This window comes from Pseudomonas borbori (assembly GCF_900115555.1).
In the GTDB taxonomy this organism is placed as follows: domain Bacteria; phylum Pseudomonadota; class Gammaproteobacteria; order Pseudomonadales; family Pseudomonadaceae; genus Aquipseudomonas; species Aquipseudomonas borbori.
Genome location: NZ_FOWX01000004.1, coordinates 164,511 through 188,436, shown reverse-complemented (window position 1 = coordinate 188,436; position 23,926 = coordinate 164,511). Strand labels below are relative to the sequence as shown.

Sequence of the window (23,926 nt, the reverse complement as noted above, 5' to 3'; positions counted from 1 at the left end):
GAAACCCAGACGACGCCTGCGCTCCGAGCTTGCCAAACCAACACCAAAAAGCAAAAATCAACGAAATTTTGTTGGAATAGTGAAAATATGATCAGTTCGCTGCGTTTCTCCAACTTCTACAGCTTCGCGGAGGAAACTCGGCTCGACTTTTCCGTGGGCAAGAAACCCACTCCGTCCGGCTTCGACATCGACCTGCCCGAGACCCGCCTGAACAAGGTCATCGCCGTGGTGGGGGCCAACGGCTCGGGGAAAACCCAGTTGATCAAGCCCCTGGCTTTCCTTAGTTGGTTTATTTGCGATTCTTTCCTGCAAGGGGACCCCGATCAGGACATCGCTTACCAGCCCCACCGCCTGCACGCTGATAAAGACACCAGCCTTGAGATCGATTTCTTTCTGCAGGGCATCGAACACCGCTATCAACTGGTGCTGAATGCCGGCCAAGTCATCAGCGAGGTTTTGCTCAACCGAACCAGCACCCAGTTCAGCTATCTGTTCCGCCGCGAGCGCACTGCTGCTGAAGGCTTTACCTTCAAGCAGAAAGGCTTCCCCTTTCCCAAGGCACAAGCACAAAGCCTGCGTGCCAACTGTTCGCTACTGGCGGCGGCTCACAGCTATGACATCAAGGAAGCCCGCCCTTTCATTGAGTACTTCCGCCGCATCATCAGCAATGTGGCCAGTCATGGCCGTCGTCATTTCCAACGCGGTGCCCTGGTAAATGCCGCCGAGCTCTACGAAAGGGCACCGGCCATCAAGTCACGCATGGTTGAAGCCATGCGCGAGTTCGATCTGGGCTTGTCCGACGTGGTCATTCGGCAACTGGAAGTCGCGGCACCAGAAGGCAAGGACAGCACGGTGTACATGCCCTTCGGTGTGCACCAGAGCCAGGATGGCAACGCCTTTGAGCTGAGCCTCTTCGAGGAGTCCAGTGGCACCCAGTCGGCGTTCGTGCTGCTTGAGCGCCTGCTGACCACCCTGGAGCAAGGCGGCATGGCGGTCATCGACGAGATCGACAACGACCTGCACCCCCACCTGATGCCCAGAATTCTCGACTGGTTCCGCTTCGAGCACAGCAACCCACACCAGGCGCAGTTGATCTTCACCTGCCACACCCCGGAAGTGCTCAACCGCCTGCAGAAACATCAGGTGTACCTGTGCGAGAAACAAGACCAATGCTCAACCGCCTGGCGCCTGGATGAAGTCGTCGGCCTGCGTGCCGACGACAACCTCTACGCCAAGTACATGGCCGGCGCACTGGGCGCTGTGCCCGATCTATGAGTGCCCCACGCAAAAATAGTCGAGCCGTTCTGCACAGCACCCTGCTGGTGGTGGGTGAAGGGGCCGACGACCGCGCCTTCATCAGCCACATGAAGCAGCTGTTCTGCCCGCGCGGCAGCGGTCAGAGCGTTAAAGTCGAATCGGGCGACGGCGGCTCGGCCGGCAATATCATCACCAACGCCATCCGCAGTTACCGCGACAGTGGCTATGACCGGCGGCTACTGCTGCTCGATGCCGACCTGCCGCCTACTCCGGACGAGCGCAAGCGGGCCGAGAAAGCCGGCTATGCAATAATCCTGTGGGCACCGCAGAGCCTGGAAGGCGCGCTGCTCGATACCCTGGGCGAGGCTGTACAGCCTCACGAAACCAGCCAGCAACTCAAGCAGCGCCTGCACCCCAGGTTAGCGGCCAGGCACACAGAGGCGACTGCTTACGCCGTACTCTTTACCCGCGAGCTGTTGACCGGCACGCGCAACCCGCCCATTTCTCAACTACGCCGCGCCCTGCTTAATCAGCCCGCCGTACCGAACGAGTAAACCATGACCAACTCCGACATCGTCCAGAAGCTCTGGAACCTCTGCGACGTGCTGCGCGACGACGGCATCAACTACAGCGACTACGTCACCGAGCTGGTGCTGCTGCTGTTTATCAAGATGGAATTCGAGCAGGTGCAGAACAACGACAGTTTCGCCCACAAGCTGCCCGCGGGCGCGCGCTGGCCGGATCTGGCCGGTAAATCCGGGCTCAACCTGCTCGACCACTACCGGCAGATGCTGCTGGATCTGGGCAAAAACACCGACCCGCTGATCGCCGCCATCTATGCCGACGCCCAGACGCGCCTGAAAGAGCCGCGCCACCTGGAGCAGCTGATCAAAAGCCTCGATGGTATCGACTGGTTCAGCGCCCGCCGCGACGGCCTCGGCGACCTCTACGAAGGCCTGCTGGAGAAGAACGCCAGCGAAACCAAATCCGGTGCCGGCCAGTACTTCACCCCGCGCCCGCTGATCGACAGCATCATCAACTGCCTCAAGCCCCAGCCGGGTGAAACCATCCAGGACCCGGCCGCCGGCACCGCAGGCTTCCTGATTGCCGCCGACGCCTATATCAAGCGCCACAGCGACGACCACTACGACCTCGACACCAAGGCCCAGGCCTTCCAGCGCAACCGCGCCTTCGTCGGCATCGAACTGGTGCCCGGCACCCGCCGACTGGCGCTGATGAACTGCCTGCTGCACGGCATGGAAGGCGACGAGGAAGGCGTGGTGCACCTGGGCAACGCCCTCGGCCAAACCGGCGCCAACCTGCCCAAGGTCGACCTGATCCTCTCCAACCCGCCGTTCGGCACCGCCAAGGGCGGCGGCGGCCCGACCCGCGACGACCTCACCTACAAGACCAGCAACAAGCAGCTGGCCTTCCTCCAGCACATCTACCGTGGCCTTAAACCCGGCGGCCGCGCCGCCGTGGTGCTGCCGGATAACGTATTGTTCGAGGCCGGCGTCGGCACCGAGGTGCGCCGCGACCTGCTGGACAAGTGCAACCTGCACACCCTGCTGCGCCTACCCACCGGCATCTTCTACGCCCAGGGCGTCAAGACCAACGTGCTGTTCTTCCAGAAAGGCACCGCCGAAAACCCACGCCAAGAGCAAGGCTGCACCCGGCGCGTCTGGGTGTATGACCTGCGCAGCAATATGCCCAGCTTCGGCAAGCGCACACCCTTTGGCGCTGCGCACCTCAAACCTTTTGAAGAGGCCTACGGGGATGACCCCAACGGCAACAGCCCCCGCGCCGAGAATGTCGAAGGCATCGGCGAACTCAGCCGCTTCCGCGTATTTACCCGGGACTTTATCCGCGAGCGCGGCGACTCCCTGGATATCAGCTGGCTCAAGGATGCCGACAGCCTGGATGCGGCCGATCTGCCCGCCCCGGAAGTGCTGGCAGGCGAGGCCATGGCCGAACTGACCGAAGCCCTGCATGAGTTGGAAGAGTTGATGAAGGCGCTGGGCGCTGGGGATGAGGTGGCGGCGCAGAAGCAGTTGATGGCGGAGGTGATGGGGCTTTCGGTAGTTCAGGAGGCGGGGGATGAGTGAGTTGCCGAGTGGGTGGGCTCAGTGCTCTCTTGAAGACTGTGTTGAAATCTTGGACTCACTTCGAGTTCCAATAAATAACTCTGAACGACAACAACGCATTGAGGGTAAGACTGCTGATCAGCTGTACCCATACTACGGTGCAACTGGCCAAGTTGGATTTATCGACAGCTTCCTTTTTGATGAAGAGCTAGTTGCACTCGGTGAAGATGGTGTTCCATTTTTTGAACCAATGAAGTCAAAGGCATACATGCTTCATGGCAAAACATGGGTCAATAACCATGCCCATGTTTTGCGAGGACTTAAGGATCCTCTGAAGTAGCCATGCATTTCTGGCTGACTTCAGCCTCCGCTGATTTTAAAAGCGGAAAATCGATCAAAAACGCTCAGATCACCCGCTCATGTCTGTGTTTTTAGCCGCTGCGAGCACCTCGCTGCGGCTACTTCCTGCATTACAGACGCACCTCTCCTGCATTCGTCAGTAAATGTCGGCGTGCCATCCACAGGTTCGACAGTGCGAACAGCGTTACCAGTTGTGCGGTGTTCTTGACCAGGCCACGGAAGCGCGTCTTCACATAACCGAACTGGCGCTTGATCACCCGAAATGGATGCTCGACCTTGGCCCGCACCTGGGCTTTGGCCTTCTCGATTTTGCGCTTGGCTTTGTACAGCGCGCTGCGCCTATCGAGCTTCTTGTAGGTGCTGCGGCGTGCCGCCACCTGCCAGATAACCTTGCGGCCATCATGCTCCGGACGTTTCTCGACGCCGGTGTAACCCGCATCGGCACCCACCATGTTTTCCTCACCGTGCAGCAGCTTGTCGACCTGGCTGATATCCGCCACATTGGCCGCCGTACCCACCACGCTGTGCACCAGGCCGGACTCGGCGTCCACACCGATGTGGGCCTTCATGCCGAAGTAATATTGCTGGCCTTTCTTGGTCTGGTGCATCTCCGGGTCGCGCTTACCCTCCTTGTTCTTGGTCGAACTCGGCGCACTGATCAGCGTGGCGTCGACGATAGTGCCTTGGCGTAGCGACAGACCCCGGTCACCTAGATAACCATTGATCACCGCCAGGATGCCGGCAGCCAGTTCGTGTTTTTCCAACAGACGACGGAAGTTGAGGATGGTGGTTTCGTCGGGGATGCGCTCCAGGCTCAACCCCGCGAACTGGCGCAGGATCGTGGTCTCGTACAGCGCCTCCTCCATCGCCGGATCGCTGTAGCCGAACCAGTTCTGCATCAAATGCACGCGCAACATCGCCATCAGCGGATAGGCCGGACGACCGCCTTCACCCTTGGGGTAATGCGGCTCGATCAGGGCGATCAAACCCTTCCACGGCACCACCTGACCCATCTCGATCAGGAACAACTCTTTGCGGGTCTGCTTGCGCTTGCCGGCGTACTCGGCGTCAGCGAAGGTCATCTGCTTCATCGGAAAACTCGGCGGGTGGAATCCGGGTATTTTGCCAAAATCAGGAAGTCTTCTTCAGAGTTTCCTTAATGGTGTAGCCACTAATAAATTTGTTCTTCATTACTTAAATCAGTTTGACTATCAAGGCTTTGTAAATGGCGGAACTCGTCTGAAACTCACGCAAGCGAACATGCGTGCAATACCAGTTACGCTTCCGCCACTAGCCGAGCAAACCCGCATTGTCCAAAAACTCGATGAACTGTTGGCCCAGGTCGACACCCTCAAAGCCCGTATCGACGGAATCCCCGCCCTGCTTAAACGCTTCCGCCAATCCGTCCTCGCCGCAGCGGTTTCCGGGCGGTTGACGGAGGAGTGGCGCACACAACATGTAGGTTGGGTTGACGAAGGAAACCCAACTGCAGTGCCCGACCAAGACACCGACTGTTGGGCTTCGCAGGCTCAACCCAATCTACGGACTACGAGACTTGGGGAACTCATCGCAGAAATGCGAAATGGACTTTCTGCAAAGCCGAATGAGGAAGGCAAAGGATTACCGATTCTTCGTATCAGCTCCGTCCGATCTGGCTCAGTGGAGCAAGCAGATATCCGTTTCCTTGAGTGTGATGAAACAGAGAAGGAACGCTATTCACTGAAAGTTGGAGATCTGCTTTTCACTCGCTATAACGGAAGTCTTGATCTTGTTGGTGTTTGCGGCCTGATTAGGAACTTGTCACATACAACGCTTGTGTACCCGGATAAGCTTATTCGCGTTCGCTGCAAGACCAACATCATCCGCCCTGAATATTTAGAGTTATTTTTCTCTGAGCTTTCAACACGACAACAGGTTATGGATCTTGTTAAGTCAACTTCGGGACAAAAAGGAATTTCCGGACAAGATCTGAAAAAGTTCTCTGTTACCTATCCCGACCTACAAGAGCAAACCGAAATCGTCCGCCGCGTCGAACAACTCTTCGCCTTCGCCGACCAACTCGAAGCCAAAGTCGCCTCGGCCAAAAGCCGTATCGACCACCTGACCCAAAGCATCCTGGCCAAGGCCTTCCGCGGCGAACTGGTAGCGCAAGACCCCAATGACGAACCAGCCAGCGTGCTGCTGGAACGCATCAAAGCCCAACGCGCCGCCGCTCCTAAGGCTAAGCGTGGAAGAAAATGCGCCTGATGCTCTTGGTCTCGACTCTATGTCCACGTTCAAAAACAACAAGGCCACTAGTTACCAGCAGTATTCCGTTGCCAGACCATGAAGAAAACAAATAGCATCTGGCCACTATATGCAGACGCATTTTGGCCCCGCAGGTAGCTTTGGAACGACCAGAACAGGGATTTGATTTGTGAATGAATTCATTATCTACGGTGCGGCAGCCTTCTCTGTGGCCGCGCTTGGTGGTGCCTCTCTGCTCTTTATCAAGAGCCGAGGTGTCAAGAGCGCCCAACCTCAGGACTCGCCAGCTCCACTCTGCAGTACCGAGGAAGCGACAATGGATGTCGCACCTATTGAGATGGGGCCTGAGCTGGTTGTGGCTGACACTGAAGGTCGTCCGCTAGTGAAAACACGGCTAATTACGCAAATTCCGGCAGGAGCGCCAACGTTCTCAGGCCCAAATGATGTCGCAGTAAAGCGTGGCCGACAGCTGGCCGCGGATCTCTTGAAAGGCGTAGCCACGCTACCCAATAAAACCCTTGAACTGGTATTTGACCCAGATATCCATAAGGGGTTGGTTGAAGGCACGCTAACCATCATGGAGGCCAAAGGGGGAGGACAGCGGGCTATTGCCATCGCCAGTGATAAGAAAATCGCTGGGCATGGCCGACTTCTTGAGGGTGGGAAAGCCAAGCAACTGGCCTCAGGCGCTTTCCATCTGCTCAGTATCGCCGTTGCCCAATCGCACTTGGCGGACATAAATCGGAGCCTGGCTGATATCCAGGGGGCCATCGAAAAACTACATCGGACGATTGACGACAAGGATCACGCCCAGCTCCGAGGCTCGATGAACTACCTCGAATACCTCGTGGGCTTTATGCGAGACCTGGAAACGCCCGATCTTTTCCCTCAGGAAAAACGCAATCAACTCGAAGCCATTAAGCACGAAACCATGCGTTGGATTGAGCAATTGCAGCTCGAGGCTTCACGCTTGAAGACTGATATTGACCAGCAGCGGGAGATCGATACTTTTGGCACTGGAGAAACCCACAAGGCATTGGTAGCCCATGCCAGCAAGGTAAATAGCCTGTTGCAGAAACGAGACGTGTTGTTAAGAGTTCTCGCGCTATTGGATATCGGTACGGCATACCTCGACCCAACAGCCAAAGGCAAGTGGACCCTAAGCCTGGGAGAAAAGTGTAGTCAGTCGTTCCAGGATATTGATGCGCTACTCACCAGCCAGCGTGATCGATCATTTGAACTGATGTCCAAAGCCATGTGGAATCGCAAGGGCACGTTAGAACAGAGACGTAACGAACTCGTCAGCCAAAACGAAGGGATGAGGGCGCTAACGCTTGAACACCAAAAGGCGTACAAGGCGACGACAGAAATGTTGTCACAGCACCTGAAGAAGTACCGTGACGATCATCAACCGATCCGTACAGCCCTCACCTTCGACCAACATGGCGAGGTGTGCAAGGTCACAATGTTCTAATTTTCGACTCCCCCGGAGAGAGAGGAGGGCTACCTCCTCCAAGCCATTAACTGCCCATAATAAGCGGTAAGCCCATGGAACGAGCGGACAACCTTCACCAATGTGCGCACTGCGCAGGAACGGGTACTTGCAGCAACAATAGTGCCGGCGAAAGTTGCGCGGTATGCATCAAAAAAAATGAATTACGAAAGGGTCAGTACTTCGGTCTGTCCTGCGGCACCTGCGGAGGCTTAGGTAAGACAGATACCGTCACCTACCGCATGACTCACCGGACCCAACCAATGCTTGCTTCCATGCTGGTCGTCATTTCTTTAACTCTGGTCACCATCTTTGGGCTTGGCAAGAGCCCGTACTTTCACGAGATCATGGCCTTCTGCACCACACTCATAGGCGGAGTAACTGGGTACTACTTCTCCAACAAAGGAGCAGGCGATACCAGGGCTTGACTCGCCCCCCCCAATAACCGGAATCCAGAGCCAGATGAAAGCGCGAGGCTTAGTGGAAAATAAGCGGCGCGCCACCTAACTACTCCCAGATCAACAAGCAGTTCGCTCATCTACGCTGACTTCCGTTAAGATCCGGTCGACATCGGAATTGCTGAAGGTTTAGAAATGGACTTCACCCCCGTCATCGCGCAAGCCTGGGGCACGCTGGGCTGGTTTATCCCGCTGATGCTGCTGCTCGGCCTGCTCAAGTCGCCCTGGGCCAAGGGCCAGATCGGCGAACTGCTGGTGCGGCTGTTTGCCCATTGGCAGTTGGACAAACAGACCTACCGCCGCCTGCACAACGTCACCCTGAGCACGCCAGACGGCACCACGCAGATCGACCACGTATTCCTCTCGCCCTACGGCATCTTCGTGCTGGAAACCAAGAACATGAGCGGCTGGATCTTCGGCAGCGAGCAGCAGCCACAATGGACGCAGAAGCTCTACAAGCGCACGTTCAAATTCCAGAACCCGCTGCGGCAGAACTACAAGCACCTCAAGGCCCTGGAAGCCACCCTGGGCGTTAACCCGGAGCATCTGCACTCGGTGATTACCTTCATCGGCGGCAGCATCTTCAAGACCGAGGTGCCGGCCAACGTCACTCAGGGCATCGGCTTTATCCGCCATATCCAGTCATTCCAGCAGCCGGTATTCAGCGAGGCTGAAGTCGACGCTCTGCTGCGCACCCTGCAAACCGGCCGCCGGGCGCCAACGCTCGCTACGAACCGTGAGCATGTGCAAAACCTCAAGCGCCGTAGTGATCCGACAGCCGAGCGGCAATGCCCGAAATGCGGCAGCGCCCTGCTGATCCGCACCGTGAAATCAGGGGCGAAAGCGGGGCAACAATTCTTGGGCTGCTCGGCGTTTCCCAAGTGCAGAACCGCTCAGCCAGCGGTGGCATTAACAAATTCCGATTGATGATGTTGGGCTATTCGACAGCCGGCTATTTTTAACGTGAGAAGCCTCAATCCTCCGTCTATAATCGCTGCATGTTGAATCCGACTGAAATCCGCCCAATTCTCAAGCAATGGGTCGTGAAAGCGATGCCCCACGAGGAGACTGACGTCTTCATCGAGGAGCTGTGCTTCATTGACAAGACCAGACGAGCAGATCTCGTCCATGCTAACGGGAAGCTAACCGCCTTTGAGATAAAGTCTCATGCAGACACTCTGGCCCGGTGGGAAGGTCAGCAGGAAGCTTACATGGCGTGCTTTGATGAGGTTTGGCTTTGCTGCCACTCAAAACATCTCGTGAAAGCATTGGAGTCTTGTCTTCCCCATGTCGGGGTTCTTGTCGTTGACGACTATTCAGGGCTGGCGATGATTAGAAAAGCCAAGTCTAATAAGTTCCAGAGCAAGTTCCATCTCACGGGTTTTCTCTGGCGCAATGAATTGGACACGCTTGCTAATCAACATGACGTGCCAATCAAAAGTCGCGATTTGATAAAAGAAGTGCGCCGCCAACTCAGCGACTCACTTCATATATCCGAGATCAGGGCGCACGTACTGGCATGCCTGAAACAACGGTACTGTTAGAGCAGTTCATCAGCATCAAGATCATCGAATTCATTATCAGCGTCAGCCATTGATTGAATCATCGCACAAATATGTTGATTGATTCGATATCCGTTCCACGTCCCGTTGTTTCCGTAGCTGGTAGACGTAGTAACGATTCTAGTATATTCACGAGTAGCCCAGCAGAAATCATCACCGTGATAACCAGGAAGATCCCTGATCTCTTGCGCGATTTCTATATATTTCACAAACTCTTTGTTTGCACCTTTTCGCCGTTGCCACCATTCTGTTGGCGTGTAATAACAACCAAAAGGAAGTACTGGCATGCCGGGGATATATTCCATAGGTGCGGTCGGATTTGTAGCCGCATAGTCTCCATACACCAGGTTAGATGTTATGCCACTGATGTCGACTCGCGACTGCCAAGCGACATCATAGCAAGCTGAAGAGCGAGTGCTATTTGATGCAGGCTTATCAATCGGGAAGGAAGTGCTCAGAAGAACCAGATTCTGAATTCCATACTCATTGAGCTGTCTCAGCGATAAATTAAAATCTGATCCCGACGCAGTACTTACCGGACTGGTAGCACCAAAATCCAAAATTACCGTTGCAGTATCAGGACTTTCAAGAGCGTCCAAAATCGACAATAACCTAATCCAGGATGTGGCGGTAGCCCTTCCTGGGCACGCAACTCTGATGGCTAAAGCCTGAAACTCTCGCTGCAGGGAAAGTGCACTTTGGATAACCTCTCGCTGAGGATCGTCATCAACCCATGAGACGACCGGTACAACATTCCCATTGACGCCTGCCACATCTGCAAAAAACCGTCGTTTATTTTCAAAAGCACCATCGGAATTATGCAACTCATTGGTACCGATAAACTCTTCGGCAACGTCCTTCGTAACTCTGGAGACGTCCAGAAAAAACTGATGGCCTGTCCAATCCGCGAGAAAGGTCTGCAGGTGTCTATCGTCATCACCTCGCATATCCAGCAAAGGCGTCAGGACGTCTCGCCTAGGATCCTCCAGATTTATCAAGGCCTTGATATCGTTTTGACCAACTCGTAAACAAGCTACGTATTGCATATTGCGCTCCTTGCATGTTGATAAGCATGGACTACGTCCGCCCTGCCGGTCAGATCCACAGTGCGCCCCGTGAGATCAGGCACGTAATGGCATGCCCTCACATTCTGCAGGGGATGTTGGGTGGGTCTATCGCGTGCAGACACTACGCCCGTCCCAGTGATCCTCGGAAAGCTGAGCAGGAGCCAAGAAAGATAGCAGTACGCCACCACAAAGCGAGGCGACTTTGGTCTGATTTCTTGGGGGGCGGCCTACGCAGGCATCCACGACCACTTCCGCGTCGGGAGCTCGTGATGATGATGATGCTCAGGAGCAGCAACTCTGATGAGAGTCAAATACGTGAGCAATTAGGGAACCCGGTTTACGGAGAATTAATCGTGGCCTGTCACCCTATTGCTCGCCCCGCCGCAATTCCAACCTGAGCGTGCACTAACCGAAAGTTTTCATAAATGGCTCAGCACAATGCCGGATTGCGGCGACCACATTCGGCGCCCGTTCGCAAAGCTCGGCTGAGCGAGCCAGTACCCGCTCCAGTGCTTGCAACTGCTCGCGGATCACTTCTTCTGGCCGCGCCACATCACACACCTGAGCGAACTCCAGCAGCCCTTGGCGCGACGCAAAGAGCGACTTGTTGCCAACAAGATCCAGCGCCAACACGTCCTCTGCAATGTAGGCCGTGGTGTTGACGATATCGTAGGCCGGTGCCAGCCGCGCATCGCGCTGGGTAGGGTCGGAATATAGCAGGCCGAAGTTCTTCAGATGGGCATCGCCGTTACCGACGATGCAGCTCAAGCTCACGATGGCGAATAGCTGCGCCAGCGAGTTCTGTACCTGCTCGGCCGGGCAGAACAAGCGGATGGCCTTGGCGATGGCCGAATAGCTCTTGCTGTATTTTTGCTCCGCAGCCAGTCCCATCAATGCCGCCATGTCCTCGAAGCCGATGGGGTTGAGCTGCTTATCCCGGTCGAAGCGGCGCATAACGAACAGCTTGGCGTTGCCGGACAGATAGAACTCCGGCACCGCAATGCCCGCGTCCCTGGCCACGGACATGCAGAGGAACTCGTTGATCGCCAGCCCCGGAAACTCGTCCCGGCCGCTCTTGATGATCAGCTCGGAGGTTTTCGAGGTGAAGCGCTGCGGCGCAGAGTCCTGCCGCTCTGGCACCAGTACCTTGGGCTGCACGCCCGATATACCGGCGCGCAGGATGTAGCGATCCACCAGGCCGGCAAAAATATCTTCTGCACCGTCCCAGGCGAGGATTTCGTCCAGCTTTTCTCCGGGGAACTGCTGCCTGCGCAACAGCGCATCGACCTCAGGCGAACTGACCGCTACCCGCCCGATAGGCGAACTGCTGCCAGACAGCGCCAGCAGCAACATCGGGTCAACGTTCGCCACCTTGGCCAGGCGGTTGCGCAACTGCTCCAGGACGTAGCCCTCTGGCAGGTTCATCTGGAAGATCGGGTGCAGTTCCCGGTGGCGGTATTCGTCCAGGCGCACCGGCATCAGCAAACTGATCGCCGCCTGCGCCTTGGCATCTTCGTGGTAGCGGAACAGATAGTCCCCAGCGCTGGTAATGATCTTCCCGCTGGCGCCCTGTGGCGTTGCAACCTGCAGCACGGCCGTCATCAGTCGAATACTCCGTGGATTTCGTCCAGCGTGGGCATGGCTGCCGGCACCACGCTGAGCTCACAGTCGAGGGCTGCCAGCACTCGCGCATAGGCCATCATCCCCACCGAGAGGTCGCCCTTTTCGATGGCGATAACCTTTTGTCGGGTGATGCCGGCCAGGGAGGCAAGTGCGGCTTGAGTAAGACCGCGATTCAGGCGGCGCTGGCGTAGCTGCTCGCCAAGTCGCAGCGTGATAAGGGAATAATCCATGTTCTGTATACGCAACAAGTGACATAAAATGTAACGTATACCGAACCACGGGGAAAATCAAAGCGGAAAAGGCTACTCAATTCCAAAAACCGACGCTACGCGGCCATATAGCGATCCACCACCAATCGCAATTCGCGGCTGCGTTGGCGGTAGGTTTCCAGCACCTGCTGATAGGTCTCTACGCTTGCATCCAATAGCGAGTACTGCAGGTCGAAGGCTTCGCTGTCCATCGCCTGCCACTGCGCGATCAATTGCAGATCCGGTTGGGCTTTCTGGCTTTGCGCATGGATCAGATAGGTCAGACCGGAGACGAAAAAATCAATCGTGTCCTCGACGCTCGCCAATAGCTCCAAGCATTGGCTGTGGGTCACTCCCTGCTCTTCGGTTCCCGGTAACAACATGCTGCCTCCTTTCACGCCGGTCCCAATCTGGGACTCATCAGTCCCTTATAGGGGCTGATCGGAGGCTGTCGCGTCAACACCTGATCCGCAACACGACCAGCAGCATCTGCTCAGTCATCGCCCGATGGAAAATCAAAACCTGACCGCTTCGCGGTACAAAAAACAGTACGCTGACGGCACAGTGCCCAGCTTTTACCGGCGATTTTCAAGGTAGTTGTCGCGTGAGCGTGTCACGCTGCCTTTGATGTTTGCTGCAGTACCGCTTCCCGCTCCGGGATTCAGGCACACGATCGGTGCCAGTGACCAGTTCCTGATGTCGCCGCTCCAGCGCTCCGGGTACCGTGCGCGTGCCGCCTCGTACAGCTCGATACGCTTGCCCAGCGTACTCGGCCAGGAGATCGAGCAGGTGCTGCCGGCCAGCCGCCTGCGCGAGGTGGTCGAGAGCGGCCAGCCGAGCGAGGCGCAACTGGCCTTCATCGAGGATCTGCTTGGCGTCTTCGGTTGAACGAACCGCCAGCCCCTATGCGCAACGGCGGTCTATAGTTTCAGTTCACCCCTCTTCCCGCTCTTACTGGCAAGGAGTCGTCATGAGCAAGGTTCACCACGTCGCCGTCCTGGTCGGCAGCCTGCGCAAGGGCTCGATCAACCGCAAGCTGGCCCTGGCCCTGGCCGAACTGGCGCCGGCCTCGCTGAAACTGGAAATCGTCGAGATCGGCGACCTGCCGCTGTACAACGAGGATATCGACCACGACCAGCCGCCCGAGGCTTACATCCGCTTTCGCGCCAAGCTCAAGGCGGCCGACGCGCTGCTGTTCGTCACCCCGGAATACAACCGCTCGGTGCCGGCGCCGATGAAGAACGCCATCGACGTCGGCTCGCGCCCCTATGGCCAGAGCGCCTTCAGCGGCAAGCCGGGCGCCGTGCTGAGCGCCTCGCCGGGCGCCATCGGCGGCTTCGGCGCCAACCAGCACCTGCGCCAGTCCATGGTGTTTCTCGATGTACCGATGATGCAGCAGCCAGAAGCCTATCTAGGCGGTGCCGGCAGCTTCTTCGAGGAGGCCGGCATGCTCGGCGACGGCATCAAACCGTTCCTGCGCAAGTTCATCGACGCCTATGCCGAGTGGGTGGAGCAGCAGGTAAAAGGCTGACCCGCGCGGGCCGCCGCGCATTCATCACCAACCGACCAGGAAGTCCCGACCAGGGTTGCCCCATGGCCGCAGCGTATGTCGAGGAAGCCTTCTGGCAGGATGCCGCCGTGGACAAGCGTCAGGTCGACGGGCTCGGCGCCGCCCTGGAGTTGCGCGCACGCAACGGCCAACCGATGGCCGACTTCCAACTGAAGAACGCCGAGCTGGCCGGCATCGATCTGGTCAACCACGGCGGGCACGCGGGCTTTAGCCTGCGCGACGCCGACCTGTACCGCGCCAACCTGCAGAATGCCCACCTGTTCGCCCTCGACCTGCGCGGCAGCTCGCTGATGAAGGCCGACCTGCGCCGGGCCAACCTGCACTGCGCCGACCTGCGCGACTGCAACCTGCTGGGCATCCTGCTCGACGGCGCGCGGCTGGACAACATCATCTGGGACCGCCAGCTGCTACAGGAGCGCAAGGGCCGCGAGCAACTGCGCGGCGGCGACAGCGTGGCCGCCATCCAGCTGTTCCAGGAGGCAGAGGAAACCTATCGTAACCTGCGCCTGCACCTGGAACAGGCCGGACTGTTCGAGCAGGCCGGGTTGTTCTTCCACCGCGAGATGGTCATGCGCCGCCTGCAGATGCCGCGCCACTCGGGCCGGCGTCTGCTGTCCTGGGTGGTCGACCTGTTCAGCGGCTACGGTGAGAAGCCGCTCAACGTGGTGCTGTTCTCCCTCGGCCTGATCGGCGTTTGCGGCCTGCTGTACTTCCTGGTCGGCGTGCGCCAGGGCGACCAGAGCCTGGGCCTGGCCTTCGAGCGCGGCCTGTGGGCCAATCTGACGGACCTGCTCGATTGCCTGTACTTCAGCGTGGTCACCTTCACCACCCTGGGCTACGGCGACATCACGCCCCAAGGCCTGGCCCGGCCGATCGCCGCCTTCGAGGCCTTCGTCGGCAGCTTCACCATGGCACTGTTCGTGGTGGTGTTCGTCAAGAAGATGACCCGGTAAGCGCCGCCGATCACGGGCACGACACACCTGTAGTGGGCTATCGCTCGCAGGCAGGAAGTCACCGAAACACCGGTTCAGCTCGGGATTGTGGATGCAGGGAAGTAGCACCGGGCGAACGCCCAAAAAAGAAAACCCCGCTGGTGCGGGGCCTTTGCAGACTGTGTACTGACCTCCGTGTTCCGCGCACCATCCTGGCGGCTATCCAGCGTGTCCCTTTTGGTTACTGTGCGCTTCCTGCGCTACGTCCATGAGCAGAAGGTTAGTCGCCCGCTGCCGATCGCAGTAGTGGCGATCGGCAGCACGCCATGTAAGCCAATACTTACATGGCGCCAATCTTCCGGCTCTATCATGCATCGTCGATCTTGTTAGATGCGGCCATCCTGGAAAAACAACAGATCCCGAACACGGCGGTCAGCGGGGGCTGGTCATGCGGGCTGTCGTTATTGCCCTCGGTTGCCTGGCCGCCAGTATCAGCCTGCCGACCCTGGCCAATGGTCAGAGCCAAATTGCCGATCCACAAGTCCGCGACCAGTTGCTCTGGGATGGCGGTTGTTTTGGGATGAAGTGCACGGCGCCGGTGGCACCTCGCTGTATTGCGCCAAGACCTTCACCGGCGCAGGTGGCGGCGGCCTGCTCAGCGTCAGCCCGATCTACAGCAGCCAGCAGTGAAAAGCGCCCTGCACTGCAACACCACTCGCCAGTGCAGCATCATGAACCCGCGCCATGTCTGTATGGCAGCCGATCTGCATAACCTCTATCCGGCGCTGGCGCGCATCGAGCAGACGCGGCGCAACGCCCGCTTCGGCGAGCTGCAGGTCGGCGAGCAAAGCGCTGGCTGCTCGACGTGCAACCGAGCCGCAGCTACTCCTCAAAGCGGCTCGTGGCATCGCGATCGCGTGGGTATCGTCTCGTCAGCGGAAACGGCGGTAACCAGGACTCGCGCCGGACGATCCAGCTCTCGTAGCTTGGCTTCAGTTGGTCAGGGGCATCCAAGGATCCCAGGTTCACTTCGATTTCGTCTGCGCTGCGGGCGAAAACGGACGAGCCGCAGCGGGGACAGAAAAATCGCCCGGCGTAGTCGCGTGTTTCGCCATCGATCGTCACCGCATCCTGAGGGAACACCGCCGATGCGTGAAAGAGCGCGCCATGATGCTTGCGGCAGTCGAGACAGTGACAAAGGCCGACCCGGTAGGGGCGTCCAGACGCCACGATGCGGACGTTGCCGCACAGGCAACCGCCGGTGAATCGGTCCATGCTGCGTCTCCTCTGCAATCGTCGAGAGCCATAGCGCCGGCGTCCAGGATGCGCCGTCCACTGAGGCGCTACGGCGCGACCCGCAACCGGCCTTTATCGGTGTTAGTGAAAATAGCAGCTAAAGGAACGCAGGGCCCCGCTTTGCCGACTCACCCGCTTCCGGGGCGCGGCGGCCGGAGGGCAAGTCGCTCACCGGCAAGACGGATGCCGCCGGGATGAGAGGCCCGCTCATGAGTATTCACGCTATCCCGACCGCGCCTTGACGCCCCTGCCCCCGCTTCAGCGCAACCATTGACCGGCCTCTTGCACCCGGGGCCATTGCCTCCCGGAGGGCAGCAGGTCGGTTTCAGGCCGCTGACCGTCGCTCTCGCCCAATTCCCGCCTCTCCATATCCGTAGGCTGGCCCTTTGCCTTGCCCTGCCAGGCAAAAAGGGGGGGGGGGCGCCTCCTCCGGCGCCATCGCGCACCGCCCGGCAACCCCCTCGCCTGACAGAAGGAGGATGCGACGCCCGGTTCACCGCAGCCAACGATGTTTCACCGCATATAAGGAAAACAATAAATGCAATTGAGCAGAAAAACCCTACTGGCACTGACCATCGCCGCCTCGACGAGCGCCCCGCTGGCCATGGCCAATCAGGCCGAAAGCCAGGGCTTCGTCGAAGACAGCCACCTGAAGTTCCTCACCCGCAACATGTACTGGCACCACGACTACCACACCTACCACGGTGACGACGTCGATCGCCGCGAGTGGGGGCAGGGCTTCCGCCTCGACTACACCTCCGGCTATACCCAGGGCACCGTCGGCTTCGGCGTCGACGCCAGCGCCTATGGCATCATTAAGCTCGATGGTGGTCAGGGGCACTCTGGCCGTGCTGGCGTACTGGTACCCGAAGGTGATGGCACCGCCGCCACCGCCAGTTCAGCCGGCGCTAATGTCAAGATGCGAATTTCCAACACCGAGTTGAAGTACGGCAATAACCTGCGCCCGTACAACCCGGTGTTCGCCGCTTCCGACCTCCGTCTGGTGCCGGGCACCGTGACCGGCCTGTGGCTGACCAGCAACGAGCTGGAGGGGGTGAGCCTGGAGGCCGCGCACCTGACCGCTGCCAAGGACTTCAACAGCACCAACAGTGACGATGACTTCTTCGCGGCTTACGCTGGCGTGGGTACCGATACGGCGGACTTCGTCGGCGGCAACTTCTCGATCACCGACCAGCTCAGCGCCAGCCTGTATGGCTCCGAGTACGCCGATATCTGGCGTCAGTACTACGGCAACCTCAACTACAGCTACCCGCTCAGCGATAGCCAGAGCCTCAACTTCGACTTCAACATCTATCAGACCGATGATGAGGGCAAAAAGCTGGCAGGCGAGATCGATACCACCGCTTACTCGCTCGCGGCGGCCTACACCATTGGTGCCCATACATTCAAGGTGACTTACCAGGAGATCGACGGTGACCAGCCGTTCGACTACCTCGGCCTCGGTCCGGGCACCTTCCACGACTCCATCTACCTTGCCAACTCCTCGCAGCTGGTGGACTTCAACGGCCCGAACGAGAAGTCCTACGGCGCGTTCTACAACTTGGACTTCGCCAGCTACGGCGTGCCTGGCCTGACCTTCGGTGTTCGTTACATCAAGGGCACCGACATCGACGGCAGCGACGTGGGCAACGGCGCCTATAGCTACTACGCCACCGCCGACGGCGAAGAGCATTGGGAGCGCGACGTCGACATCAAGTACGTGGTGCAGAGCGGCCCGGCCAAGAACCTCTCCACCCGCGTACGCTGGGCGACTCACCGCATCTCTGGCGGCGATGACAGCTGGGACGGCGATGCCGATCAGGTTCGTGTGATCCTCGAATACCCCTACGACATCTTCTGACGCGCCAGCGCCGGCCGGAGCACTCCGGCCGGCGTTTCACTGCGCCCGGGGCGCAAGCCAGGTCACTCCAGCAGCCGTTCCAGCAGCGTATCGCAGCCATCCAGCAGGGACTGGCTGACGAACTCGTGCGCCTGCTGCCCCTGCGCCATGCTGCCGGGGCCGCAGGCTACCCTGGCGATACGGGCGAAGAGGGTCGGCCCCACGTAGCCGCCTGACTGAAGAGAACAAAATAGAGAAATATCGAGCACACAACCGCTTAAAAAGCGAATTTTGGCATCCAAATTCGTGTGCTAAGGGAAGGGATGCCGCGTGCCAAAAACAATCGGTGGCCACCCTATTGATGAGGCCGAGCGTCTATATATGGGGTCGATTGCAGCCACTTATTTGTTCAAGGCAACCGGGTTAGGCATCGATAGAAAGCCCAATAGCATTCTCTGCCAATGGCCAACTTGTGCGCAAATCGGGGGCGCAGCTTTGGCGGTGGTGCGGATCCAGCAGGCCGCGGTAGCCGAGCGCCGAATAATCCACCTGCCCCCAGCGTCCTCAGAAAAACCACCTATGCTTTCTTGGCTAGCGGTCAGTTGCTGGCCGTGGTCACCCTGCCCCAGTGTTCAGCCCCCGCTTTCCTTTGTGAGGAGAAGCGTCATGCCTAGTTGTCGTCGTCTCAGCCTAGCCCTGCTTGCCTGGCTGGCGCTCGCCGGTTGGCCGGACCGGGACGTCCACTCCGCTGCGCAGACCGCGCCCGCATCCGCTGGCGTGTCTGCCGCCACGGAGCCGGGCGAAGGCGTGTTCCTCGCCGAGGAACTCGACCAGATGATGGCGCCTCTGGCGCTGTATCCGGACGCCCTGCTGGCCCAGGTGCTGATGGCCTCGACCTACCCTGGCAACGTCGCCGACGCCGTGGCCTGGTCCAAGGCGCACCCGGACGCCAGCGGTGACGACGCCGTGCGCCAGGTGGCGGACCAGCCCTGGGACCCGAGCGTGCAGTCGCTGGTCGCCTTCCCGGCGGTACTGGTCACCCTGGGCCAGGACCCGGCCTGGGTGCAGCGTGTCGGCGATGCCTTCCTCGCCCAGCCCGACGCGGTGATGGACTCGGTGCAGCGCCTGCGCCAGAAGGCACAGGCCGCCGGCAACCTCGAGTCCAACGAGCAGCAAACGGTCATCGTGCAGCCGGCAGAACCCGCCAGCACGACCACGGTGGTACAGCCAGCCAGCAGTCAGACCATCAGCATCGAGCCGGCCGACCCGCAGGTCATCTACGTGCCCAGCTACAACCCGACCGTGGTCTACGGCAGTTGGCCCTATCCGTCCTATCCGCCGGCGTATTACCCGCCACCACCGGGCTCCTACTTCGGCTCCGCGCTGGTCGCCGGTCTGGGTTTCGCCGCCGGCGTGGCGATCATCGATTCGCTGTGGGGCGACTGCAACTGGGGCCGCGGCGACGTCGACATCGACGTCAACCGCTACAACAACATCAACAGCAACCGGCAGATCAACGCCAACCAGAACAAATGGCAGCACAACGCGGTCAATCGCGACGGTGTGCCCTACCGTGACCGGGCCAGCCGCGAACAGTACGGCCAGCGCCTGCCCGGCAGCGAACAGCGCAATGACCTGCGCGGCCGCGATCCGGCGCGCGCCACCGAGCGCGAGCGCGAGCGCGCTCGCCAGAGCCTGACGGAGCGCGGCATCGATGCGCCGGCCACCAGCAACCGCGAGGCGCGCGAGCGCGCCCGGGTCGCCGACCGCGATCTGCGCAACCAACCGCAACGCGCCCAGGCCGGTGCTCAACCGCGCCAGGGCCGGCCAAGCAACACCCAGGCCCGCCAGCAGGCGCGCCAGCAGCACGCCAGCACGCCGCGCACGCGCGACAATGCCTTCGCCGGCGCCCGCAACCCCGCGCAGTCACGGGTCCAGGTCAACCGCGGCGAAGCCAGCCGGGCCGCCGCCAGCCGGCCACGCGCGACGAGTAGCAGCCGGCCGGTTCAGCGCCCTGCTCGCTCATCGTCCAGAGGTGGCGCCCGTCGGCGCTGAACGGAGGCTCGCCATGTACCCCATATTCCGCATGCTCCTGCCCGCACTGCTGCCCCTGCTGGCCCTGGACGTCCACGCCCAGCAGGCCTATCCCAGCCCGGCTGCTGCCGTCGAGGCGCTGATCGGCGCCCTGGGTACCGAACAGGGCGACCCCGTGCGCCTCGCCGCGCTGCTTGGCGATGACTGGCAAAACTATATTCCGACCGACAACATCGAGCGCAAGGATGTCGACGCCTTCCTCGCTCTCTACCGCGAGAAACATGTGATCCAGACGGCTGCACCAGATCGCGCGCACCTGGTGGTCGGCAACACGCCCTTGACCTTCCCCCTGCCGCTGCTCCAGAGCCAGGACGGCTGGCGCTTCGACACCAAGGCCGGCGGCGAGGAGATTCGCGCGCGGCGCATTGGCCGCAACGAGCTGGCCGCGATGGAGGCGGTGCGCGCCTACCACGATGCGCAGATGGACTATGCCGAGGTCGACCGCGACGGCGATGGCGTGCTGGAGTACGCGCAGCAGTTCATGAGCAGCGACGGCCACTACGACGGGCTCTACTGGCCCGAGGAACCGGGCCTCGAGCAAAGCCCGCTCGGCCCGCTGTTCGGCGACGAGCTGCCGGACGGCGAATGGCACGGCTACCACTACCGCATCCTCAACGCCCAGGGCCAGTCGGCGCCCGGTGGCGCCTACAACTACATGCTCGGCGACAACATGAGCCGCGGCTTCGCCCTGATCGCCTGGCCGGCTGACTATGGCGACAGCGGGGTGATGAGTTTCATGATCAGTCACGAAGGGCAGGTGTTCGAGAGCGATATAGGCCCGGACGGCGACCAGCAGGCCAAAGCCATGACCCTGTTCGACCCGGACAGCGGCTGGCACGTGGTCGAGGAGCCGGCAGCGCCCTGAGCGCCAGCCGGGCCCGCATCAGCGGACGGTCAAGCCCGTCAGGCTACCAGGCAGAATCGAACCGCAGGCGATACGATTGCGCCCAGGATCAGGTGCACCCCGAGTTTGCTCATGGCCACACCTGCCTGACCGGCAGCATCAATCAGCGTATCGATTTCTGGTTTTTCAACTGCCATGTCGGTGTACTTCTGCAAAGCGCTTCGATTCAGGTCGCACATGGCTGGCCTCCTCTGGTTCCGATCATCGTCGTGCCTGTGGGGCTTGGCCGCATTCTGTTCGGAGCAGGGGCTGGAAAAATGCCGCTTAGTGGCTTGAAGTGAACGGCATTGCAGGGCATGGGCGGGGCGTGCTCATTGCGCCTGACGCTGGCCGGGAACGATTTACCAGCCGACGCCAAAGCCCAGGCTGTAGTGGGTCTCGTCCAGCTCGCCTTCCGAGCCACTGACCAGGTCCTTCTCGGCCTTCATGTTCAACGAAGCCCAGTCGGTGACCTTGTAGCGCAGGCCCACCGCGGCATCCAGGGTGTAATCGGCGACATTGGCCAGCGGCTTGCCGACCTCGCCATTGCTGAACAGCTCGACGCTCTTGCCGACCAGGTAGCGGTTGTAGTCCCACTTCGCGCTCACGGCATAGAAGTTGTCCTTCTCGCCATTGGCATACAGGTAGTCGGTGCGGTTGAGCAGGCCGGCTACCGAGAACGCGCCCAGCTCGTTATCCCAGAACTGGTAACCCGGACCGGTACCGAGGGTGCGCTGCCGGGCCAGATCCTCGACCTGATCGCGCTTGTACTCGAGCCGCCCCTGCCAGAACCAGTGCTCGTCGAGAAAGCGGTCAAGGGCGTATTCGGCACCCCAGTTGTCCGTGGCCACCACACCGTCCTGGTACTCGCGGTCGTAGCCGGCTTCGGCATTGTGTCGCCACAGGCCATGACGGGCCTGGGTTTTCAGGTCGATGTCATAGTCATCGGTGTCGGTTTCGGCGCGTTTGTAGTCCAGCGCCGCGTCGATATTGCCCTTCCAGGTCAGGTCCTCGACCAGCGGCTTGGGCTTCATGATCCGCTCGATACTCGCCAGCTCGATGGTTCTCGGTCCTTCGCCATTGGCCAAGGTGACCTTGCCCTGCTCGGCGGCCAACAGGGCCTTGGCCCGCTCACCGGTCATCTTGCCTTCCTTGATCAGCAATTCCTGGTCGCTCTCCAGGGTGGCGATCTTCTTCCAATCCAGGGCAATAGCACCGCCGTAATCGGTTTCCAGGAGCAGCTTCTTGCCCTCGAAGAATTTGATGGTGCCGCTCAGCCGATCGCCGTTTTTCAACCACACGGTATCGGCCAGCAGAGGGCTGGTGGCTGCCGAAAGGGCCAGGCATAGCAAGGTTCTGGAAATCATAAGCGGGCTTGAACGGCTCTGATTGAATAAAAGCCGGGCATTATGCGCAAGCCCGGACACTGAACAAGGACTGACCGTCGGAATCAGTCGGAGTTCACGCCAGACGACCGGCGTCATACCGACACGGCCTCACCAGCCGAAGCCGATGCCCATCAGATAGTGGCGTTCGGATGAGGTGCGCCCCAGGCCACGGATCTGATCCAGTTCGTACAACAGCGACAGGCGAGCCCAGCTGTTGAGCCGGTAGCGCAGGCCGAACTCGCTGTCGAGTACATAGTCGACTTCAGCGATTTCGGGGATATGCAGTTCGGCGTTGCTGTAGAACTCCAGACGGGTGCCCCACAGCAGGCGCTTGTAGTCCCACTCCATGGAAAAAGTGTCGAATGCCAGATCTCCGGCAGTCGTATCGAAGTGAACACGATTGAACTGGCCGATCAGGTCGAAGCGGCCCAACTCGTCATCCCAGAAGCGATAACCGGGCCCGCTGCCGATCATCTGCAGGCGGGTGACGAACTCGAACTGGTCTTCCTGCTGCTCGCCGCCGACGCGCCAGAACCAGTGCTCGCTGAGGAAGCGGTCGAGGTCGTACTCCAGCTTCCAGTTATCGTCGACCTTGCTGCCGTTCTTGATCTCGTGTTCCAGATCGCCGGTCAGGACATGCCGCCAGCGACCATGCTCGACCCGGGTGTTGCCCTTGAGCTTCCATTCATCGGAGTCATCCTCGTTGCGCTCCATGTCCAGCTTGGCGTCGAGATTGCCCTCCCACAGCCGATCTTGCAGCACCGGCCGTGGCGGCACCAGGCGGGTAATACTGGCCAGCGGCACGGTCCGGCTGGTCGCATCGATGACCCGCACCATGCCTTTGCCTGCCGCGGCCAACTGTTGGCTGTGCTCGCTGCGCTTGCTGTCCACTCCCTGGCCCTGGCGACGCAGCAACAGGGGTTTGTCCGAACGCAAGGTATCGATATCCTTCCAGTCGATCAGCACCTGGCCGGCATAGCGGGTTTTCAACGCCAGCTTGCCGCCGTCGAGCAGCAGGATGTCACCGCTCAGGCGGTCGCCATTATTCAGCCAGACCGTGTCCGCCGACACCGGTAAGGCCAACCCCACGAATGCAGTTAACAGCAGGATGCGCAGCAGCATGGTCAGTCGACAACCAACGGGTCAGGGCAAGGCTGCCAAGCATGCCGCTTCGCCCCTGCCAGCGGCAAGCCAGCAAGCACGCCGCGAGGCGCTTTATCTGACCCTTGCACAAGTTCCGGCGGGCAAGGTGGTCAGCTATGGCCAACTGGCCGAGCTGGCCGGCCTGGGCCGCGCCGCGCGCTGGGTAGGACGCAGCCTCAGCCAGTTGCCGCAAGGCTCGACGCTACCCTGGCATCGGGTGATCGCCGCCAGCGGCCGCCTGAGCCTGCCGGCGGGCAGTGTCTCCGGCGCAGAGCAACGGGCGCGCCTGCGCGCCGAAGGCGTGCTGGTGGTCAATGACCGGGTGGATATCCGACGGCACGGCTGGCGCCCAATGGAGCACAGCGGTTAGAGTGCGCCCTGA

At 59.9% G+C, this 23,926-nt stretch carries 27 protein-coding genes; 16 read left to right on the top strand and 11 right to left on the bottom strand.

Annotated features, from left to right (window positions below; translation table 11 throughout):
• The first annotated feature begins 87 nt into the window (after positions 1-87).
• The 4 genes from BM315_RS04580 to BM315_RS04565 are packed head-to-tail and all read left to right on the top strand — an operon-like array spanning position 88 to position 3,681.
• A complete protein-coding gene (locus tag BM315_RS04580; protein WP_090498274.1) occupies positions 88-1,275 on the top strand; it encodes an AAA family ATPase in 1,188 nt (395 codons plus the stop codon).
• Complete coding sequence (locus tag BM315_RS04575) at positions 1,272-1,811, top strand: hypothetical protein (protein WP_244527246.1); 540 nt, start codon at positions 1,272-1,274, stop codon at positions 1,809-1,811. The genes BM315_RS04580 and BM315_RS04575 overlap by 4 nt, the downstream gene beginning before the upstream one ends.
• A 3-nt stretch (positions 1,812-1,814) precedes the next feature.
• Positions 1,815-3,362, top strand: a complete 1,548-nt coding sequence (locus BM315_RS04570) for a class I SAM-dependent DNA methyltransferase (RefSeq protein ID WP_090498272.1) — start codon at positions 1,815-1,817, stop codon at positions 3,360-3,362.
• The gene (locus BM315_RS04565) at positions 3,355-3,681 is read left to right on the top strand and encodes a restriction endonuclease subunit S domain-containing protein (RefSeq protein WP_212632932.1); all 327 of its coding nucleotides are present in this window, start codon (positions 3,355-3,357) and stop codon (positions 3,679-3,681) included. The genes BM315_RS04570 and BM315_RS04565 overlap by 8 nt, the downstream gene beginning before the upstream one ends.
• 130 nt (positions 3,682-3,811) lie before the next feature.
• On the opposite strand, the gene BM315_RS04560 is transcribed toward BM315_RS04565, so the two are convergent.
• Positions 3,812-4,792 carry an IS5 family transposase gene (locus tag BM315_RS04560; protein ID WP_090498269.1) on the bottom strand — a complete coding sequence of 327 codons (981 nt, stop codon included), beginning with the start codon at positions 4,790-4,792 and terminating at the stop codon, positions 3,812-3,814.
• On the opposite strand from BM315_RS04560, the gene BM315_RS24940 reads away from it, so the two are divergent.
• From BM315_RS24940 to BM315_RS04530, 5 genes are all read left to right on the top strand, one after another.
• Positions 4,752-5,948, top strand: coding sequence for a restriction endonuclease subunit S (locus BM315_RS24940; RefSeq protein ID WP_244527245.1), 1,197 nt, complete (start codon positions 4,752-4,754; stop codon positions 5,946-5,948). The two genes, BM315_RS04560 and BM315_RS24940, sit on opposite strands and share 41 nt — an antisense overlap.
• Before the next feature lie 169 nt (positions 5,949-6,117).
• A complete protein-coding gene (locus BM315_RS04545; protein WP_141123922.1) occupies positions 6,118-7,422 on the top strand; it encodes a hypothetical protein in 1,305 nt (434 codons plus the stop codon).
• Positions 7,423-7,496: 74 nt separating this feature from the next.
• Positions 7,497-7,868, top strand: coding sequence for a hypothetical protein (locus tag BM315_RS04540; protein ID WP_090498265.1), 372 nt, complete (start codon positions 7,497-7,499; stop codon positions 7,866-7,868).
• Positions 7,869-8,033: 165 nt separating this feature from the next.
• Positions 8,034-8,825: a nuclease-related domain-containing protein gene (locus tag BM315_RS04535; protein WP_090498263.1), complete on the top strand. Its 792-nt coding sequence runs from the start codon at positions 8,034-8,036 to the stop codon at positions 8,823-8,825.
• 71 nt (positions 8,826-8,896) lie between these two features.
• Positions 8,897-9,442 carry a sce7726 family protein gene (locus BM315_RS04530; protein ID WP_090498261.1) on the top strand — a complete coding sequence of 182 codons (546 nt, stop codon included), beginning with the start codon at positions 8,897-8,899 and terminating at the stop codon, positions 9,440-9,442.
• Here BM315_RS04530 and BM315_RS04525 read toward each other — a convergent pair.
• The 4 genes from BM315_RS04525 to BM315_RS04510 all read right to left on the bottom strand — a co-directional run bounded on the left by BM315_RS04525 (position 9,439) and on the right by BM315_RS04510 (position 12,781).
• Positions 9,439-10,506, bottom strand: coding sequence for a beta family protein (locus BM315_RS04525; protein ID WP_090498259.1), 1,068 nt, complete (start codon positions 10,504-10,506; stop codon positions 9,439-9,441). The genes BM315_RS04530 and BM315_RS04525 overlap by 4 nt on opposite strands.
• Before the next feature lie 426 nt (positions 10,507-10,932).
• Positions 10,933-12,129, bottom strand: coding sequence for a type II toxin-antitoxin system HipA family toxin (locus tag BM315_RS04520; protein ID WP_090498257.1), 1,197 nt, complete (start codon positions 12,127-12,129; stop codon positions 10,933-10,935).
• The gene (locus BM315_RS04515; protein WP_090498255.1) at positions 12,129-12,380 is read right to left on the bottom strand and encodes a helix-turn-helix transcriptional regulator; all 252 of its coding nucleotides are present in this window, start codon (positions 12,378-12,380) and stop codon (positions 12,129-12,131) included. Before BM315_RS04515 ends, BM315_RS04520 begins: the two co-directional genes overlap by 1 nt.
• A gap of 95 nt (positions 12,381-12,475) precedes the next feature.
• A complete protein-coding gene (locus BM315_RS04510; protein WP_090498253.1) occupies positions 12,476-12,781 on the bottom strand; it encodes a hypothetical protein in 306 nt (101 codons plus the stop codon).
• A 313-nt stretch (positions 12,782-13,094) separates the two neighbouring features.
• Between BM315_RS04510 and BM315_RS04505 the strand changes: the two genes are divergently transcribed.
• From BM315_RS04505 to BM315_RS04495, 3 genes are all read left to right on the top strand, one after another.
• Complete coding sequence (locus BM315_RS04505) at positions 13,095-13,286, top strand: hypothetical protein (RefSeq protein WP_090498252.1); 192 nt, start codon at positions 13,095-13,097, stop codon at positions 13,284-13,286.
• An 82-nt stretch (positions 13,287-13,368) separates the two neighbouring features.
• A complete protein-coding gene (locus BM315_RS04500; protein ID WP_090498250.1) occupies positions 13,369-13,929 on the top strand; it encodes an NADPH-dependent FMN reductase in 561 nt (186 codons plus the stop codon).
• A gap of 62 nt (positions 13,930-13,991) precedes the next feature.
• Complete coding sequence (locus BM315_RS04495; RefSeq protein ID WP_090498248.1) at positions 13,992-14,921, top strand: ion channel; 930 nt, start codon at positions 13,992-13,994, stop codon at positions 14,919-14,921.
• Positions 14,922-15,571: 650 nt separating this feature from the next.
• Here BM315_RS04495 and BM315_RS24625 read toward each other — a convergent pair.
• Together BM315_RS24625 and BM315_RS04490 are read right to left on the bottom strand one after the other, a co-directional pair.
• The gene (locus BM315_RS24625) at positions 15,572-15,748 is read right to left on the bottom strand and encodes a hypothetical protein (RefSeq protein ID WP_170862161.1); all 177 of its coding nucleotides are present in this window, start codon (positions 15,746-15,748) and stop codon (positions 15,572-15,574) included.
• Positions 15,749-15,782: 34 nt separating this feature from the next.
• Complete coding sequence (locus tag BM315_RS04490) at positions 15,783-16,175, bottom strand: GFA family protein (RefSeq protein ID WP_090498246.1); 393 nt, start codon at positions 16,173-16,175, stop codon at positions 15,783-15,785.
• 559 nt (positions 16,176-16,734) lie between these two features.
• Here BM315_RS04490 and BM315_RS04485 point away from each other — a divergent pair.
• Positions 16,735-18,057 (top strand): OprD family porin, encoded by a 1,323-nt coding sequence (locus BM315_RS04485; protein ID WP_090498244.1) that lies wholly within the window; start codon positions 16,735-16,737, stop codon positions 18,055-18,057.
• A gap of 62 nt (positions 18,058-18,119) precedes the next feature.
• On the opposite strand, the gene BM315_RS25385 is transcribed toward BM315_RS04485, so the two are convergent.
• The gene (locus BM315_RS25385; RefSeq protein ID WP_141123921.1) at positions 18,120-18,338 is read right to left on the bottom strand and encodes a hypothetical protein; all 219 of its coding nucleotides are present in this window, start codon (positions 18,336-18,338) and stop codon (positions 18,120-18,122) included.
• A gap of 364 nt (positions 18,339-18,702) precedes the next feature.
• Here BM315_RS25385 and BM315_RS04480 point away from each other — a divergent pair, with 364 nt between their 5' ends.
• Together BM315_RS04480 and BM315_RS04475 are read left to right on the top strand one after the other, a co-directional pair.
• A complete protein-coding gene (locus tag BM315_RS04480) occupies positions 18,703-20,091 on the top strand; it encodes a DUF3300 domain-containing protein (protein WP_090498242.1) in 1,389 nt (462 codons plus the stop codon).
• Positions 20,092-20,104: 13 nt separating this feature from the next.
• A complete protein-coding gene (locus tag BM315_RS04475; RefSeq protein WP_090498240.1) occupies positions 20,105-20,995 on the top strand; it encodes a DUF2950 domain-containing protein in 891 nt (296 codons plus the stop codon).
• A 38-nt stretch (positions 20,996-21,033) separates the two neighbouring features.
• Here the strand turns inward: BM315_RS04475 and BM315_RS04470 are convergent, their stop codons facing one another.
• The 3 genes from BM315_RS04470 to BM315_RS04460 all read right to left on the bottom strand — a co-directional run bounded on the left by BM315_RS04470 (position 21,034) and on the right by BM315_RS04460 (position 23,523).
• The gene (locus BM315_RS04470; RefSeq protein WP_090498238.1) at positions 21,034-21,213 is read right to left on the bottom strand and encodes a hypothetical protein; all 180 of its coding nucleotides are present in this window, start codon (positions 21,211-21,213) and stop codon (positions 21,034-21,036) included.
• Between the two features lie 162 nt (positions 21,214-21,375).
• Positions 21,376-22,380 (bottom strand): DUF481 domain-containing protein, encoded by a 1,005-nt coding sequence (locus tag BM315_RS04465; protein ID WP_090498236.1) that lies wholly within the window; start codon positions 22,378-22,380, stop codon positions 21,376-21,378.
• 129 nt (positions 22,381-22,509) lie between these two features.
• A complete protein-coding gene (locus BM315_RS04460; protein WP_090498234.1) occupies positions 22,510-23,523 on the bottom strand; it encodes a DUF481 domain-containing protein in 1,014 nt (337 codons plus the stop codon).
• Between BM315_RS04460 and BM315_RS04455 the strand changes: the two genes are divergently transcribed.
• A complete protein-coding gene (locus BM315_RS04455; protein ID WP_090498232.1) occupies positions 23,522-23,914 on the top strand; it encodes an MGMT family protein in 393 nt (130 codons plus the stop codon). The genes BM315_RS04460 and BM315_RS04455 overlap by 2 nt on opposite strands.
• The last annotated feature ends 12 nt before the right edge of the window (positions 23,915-23,926 follow it).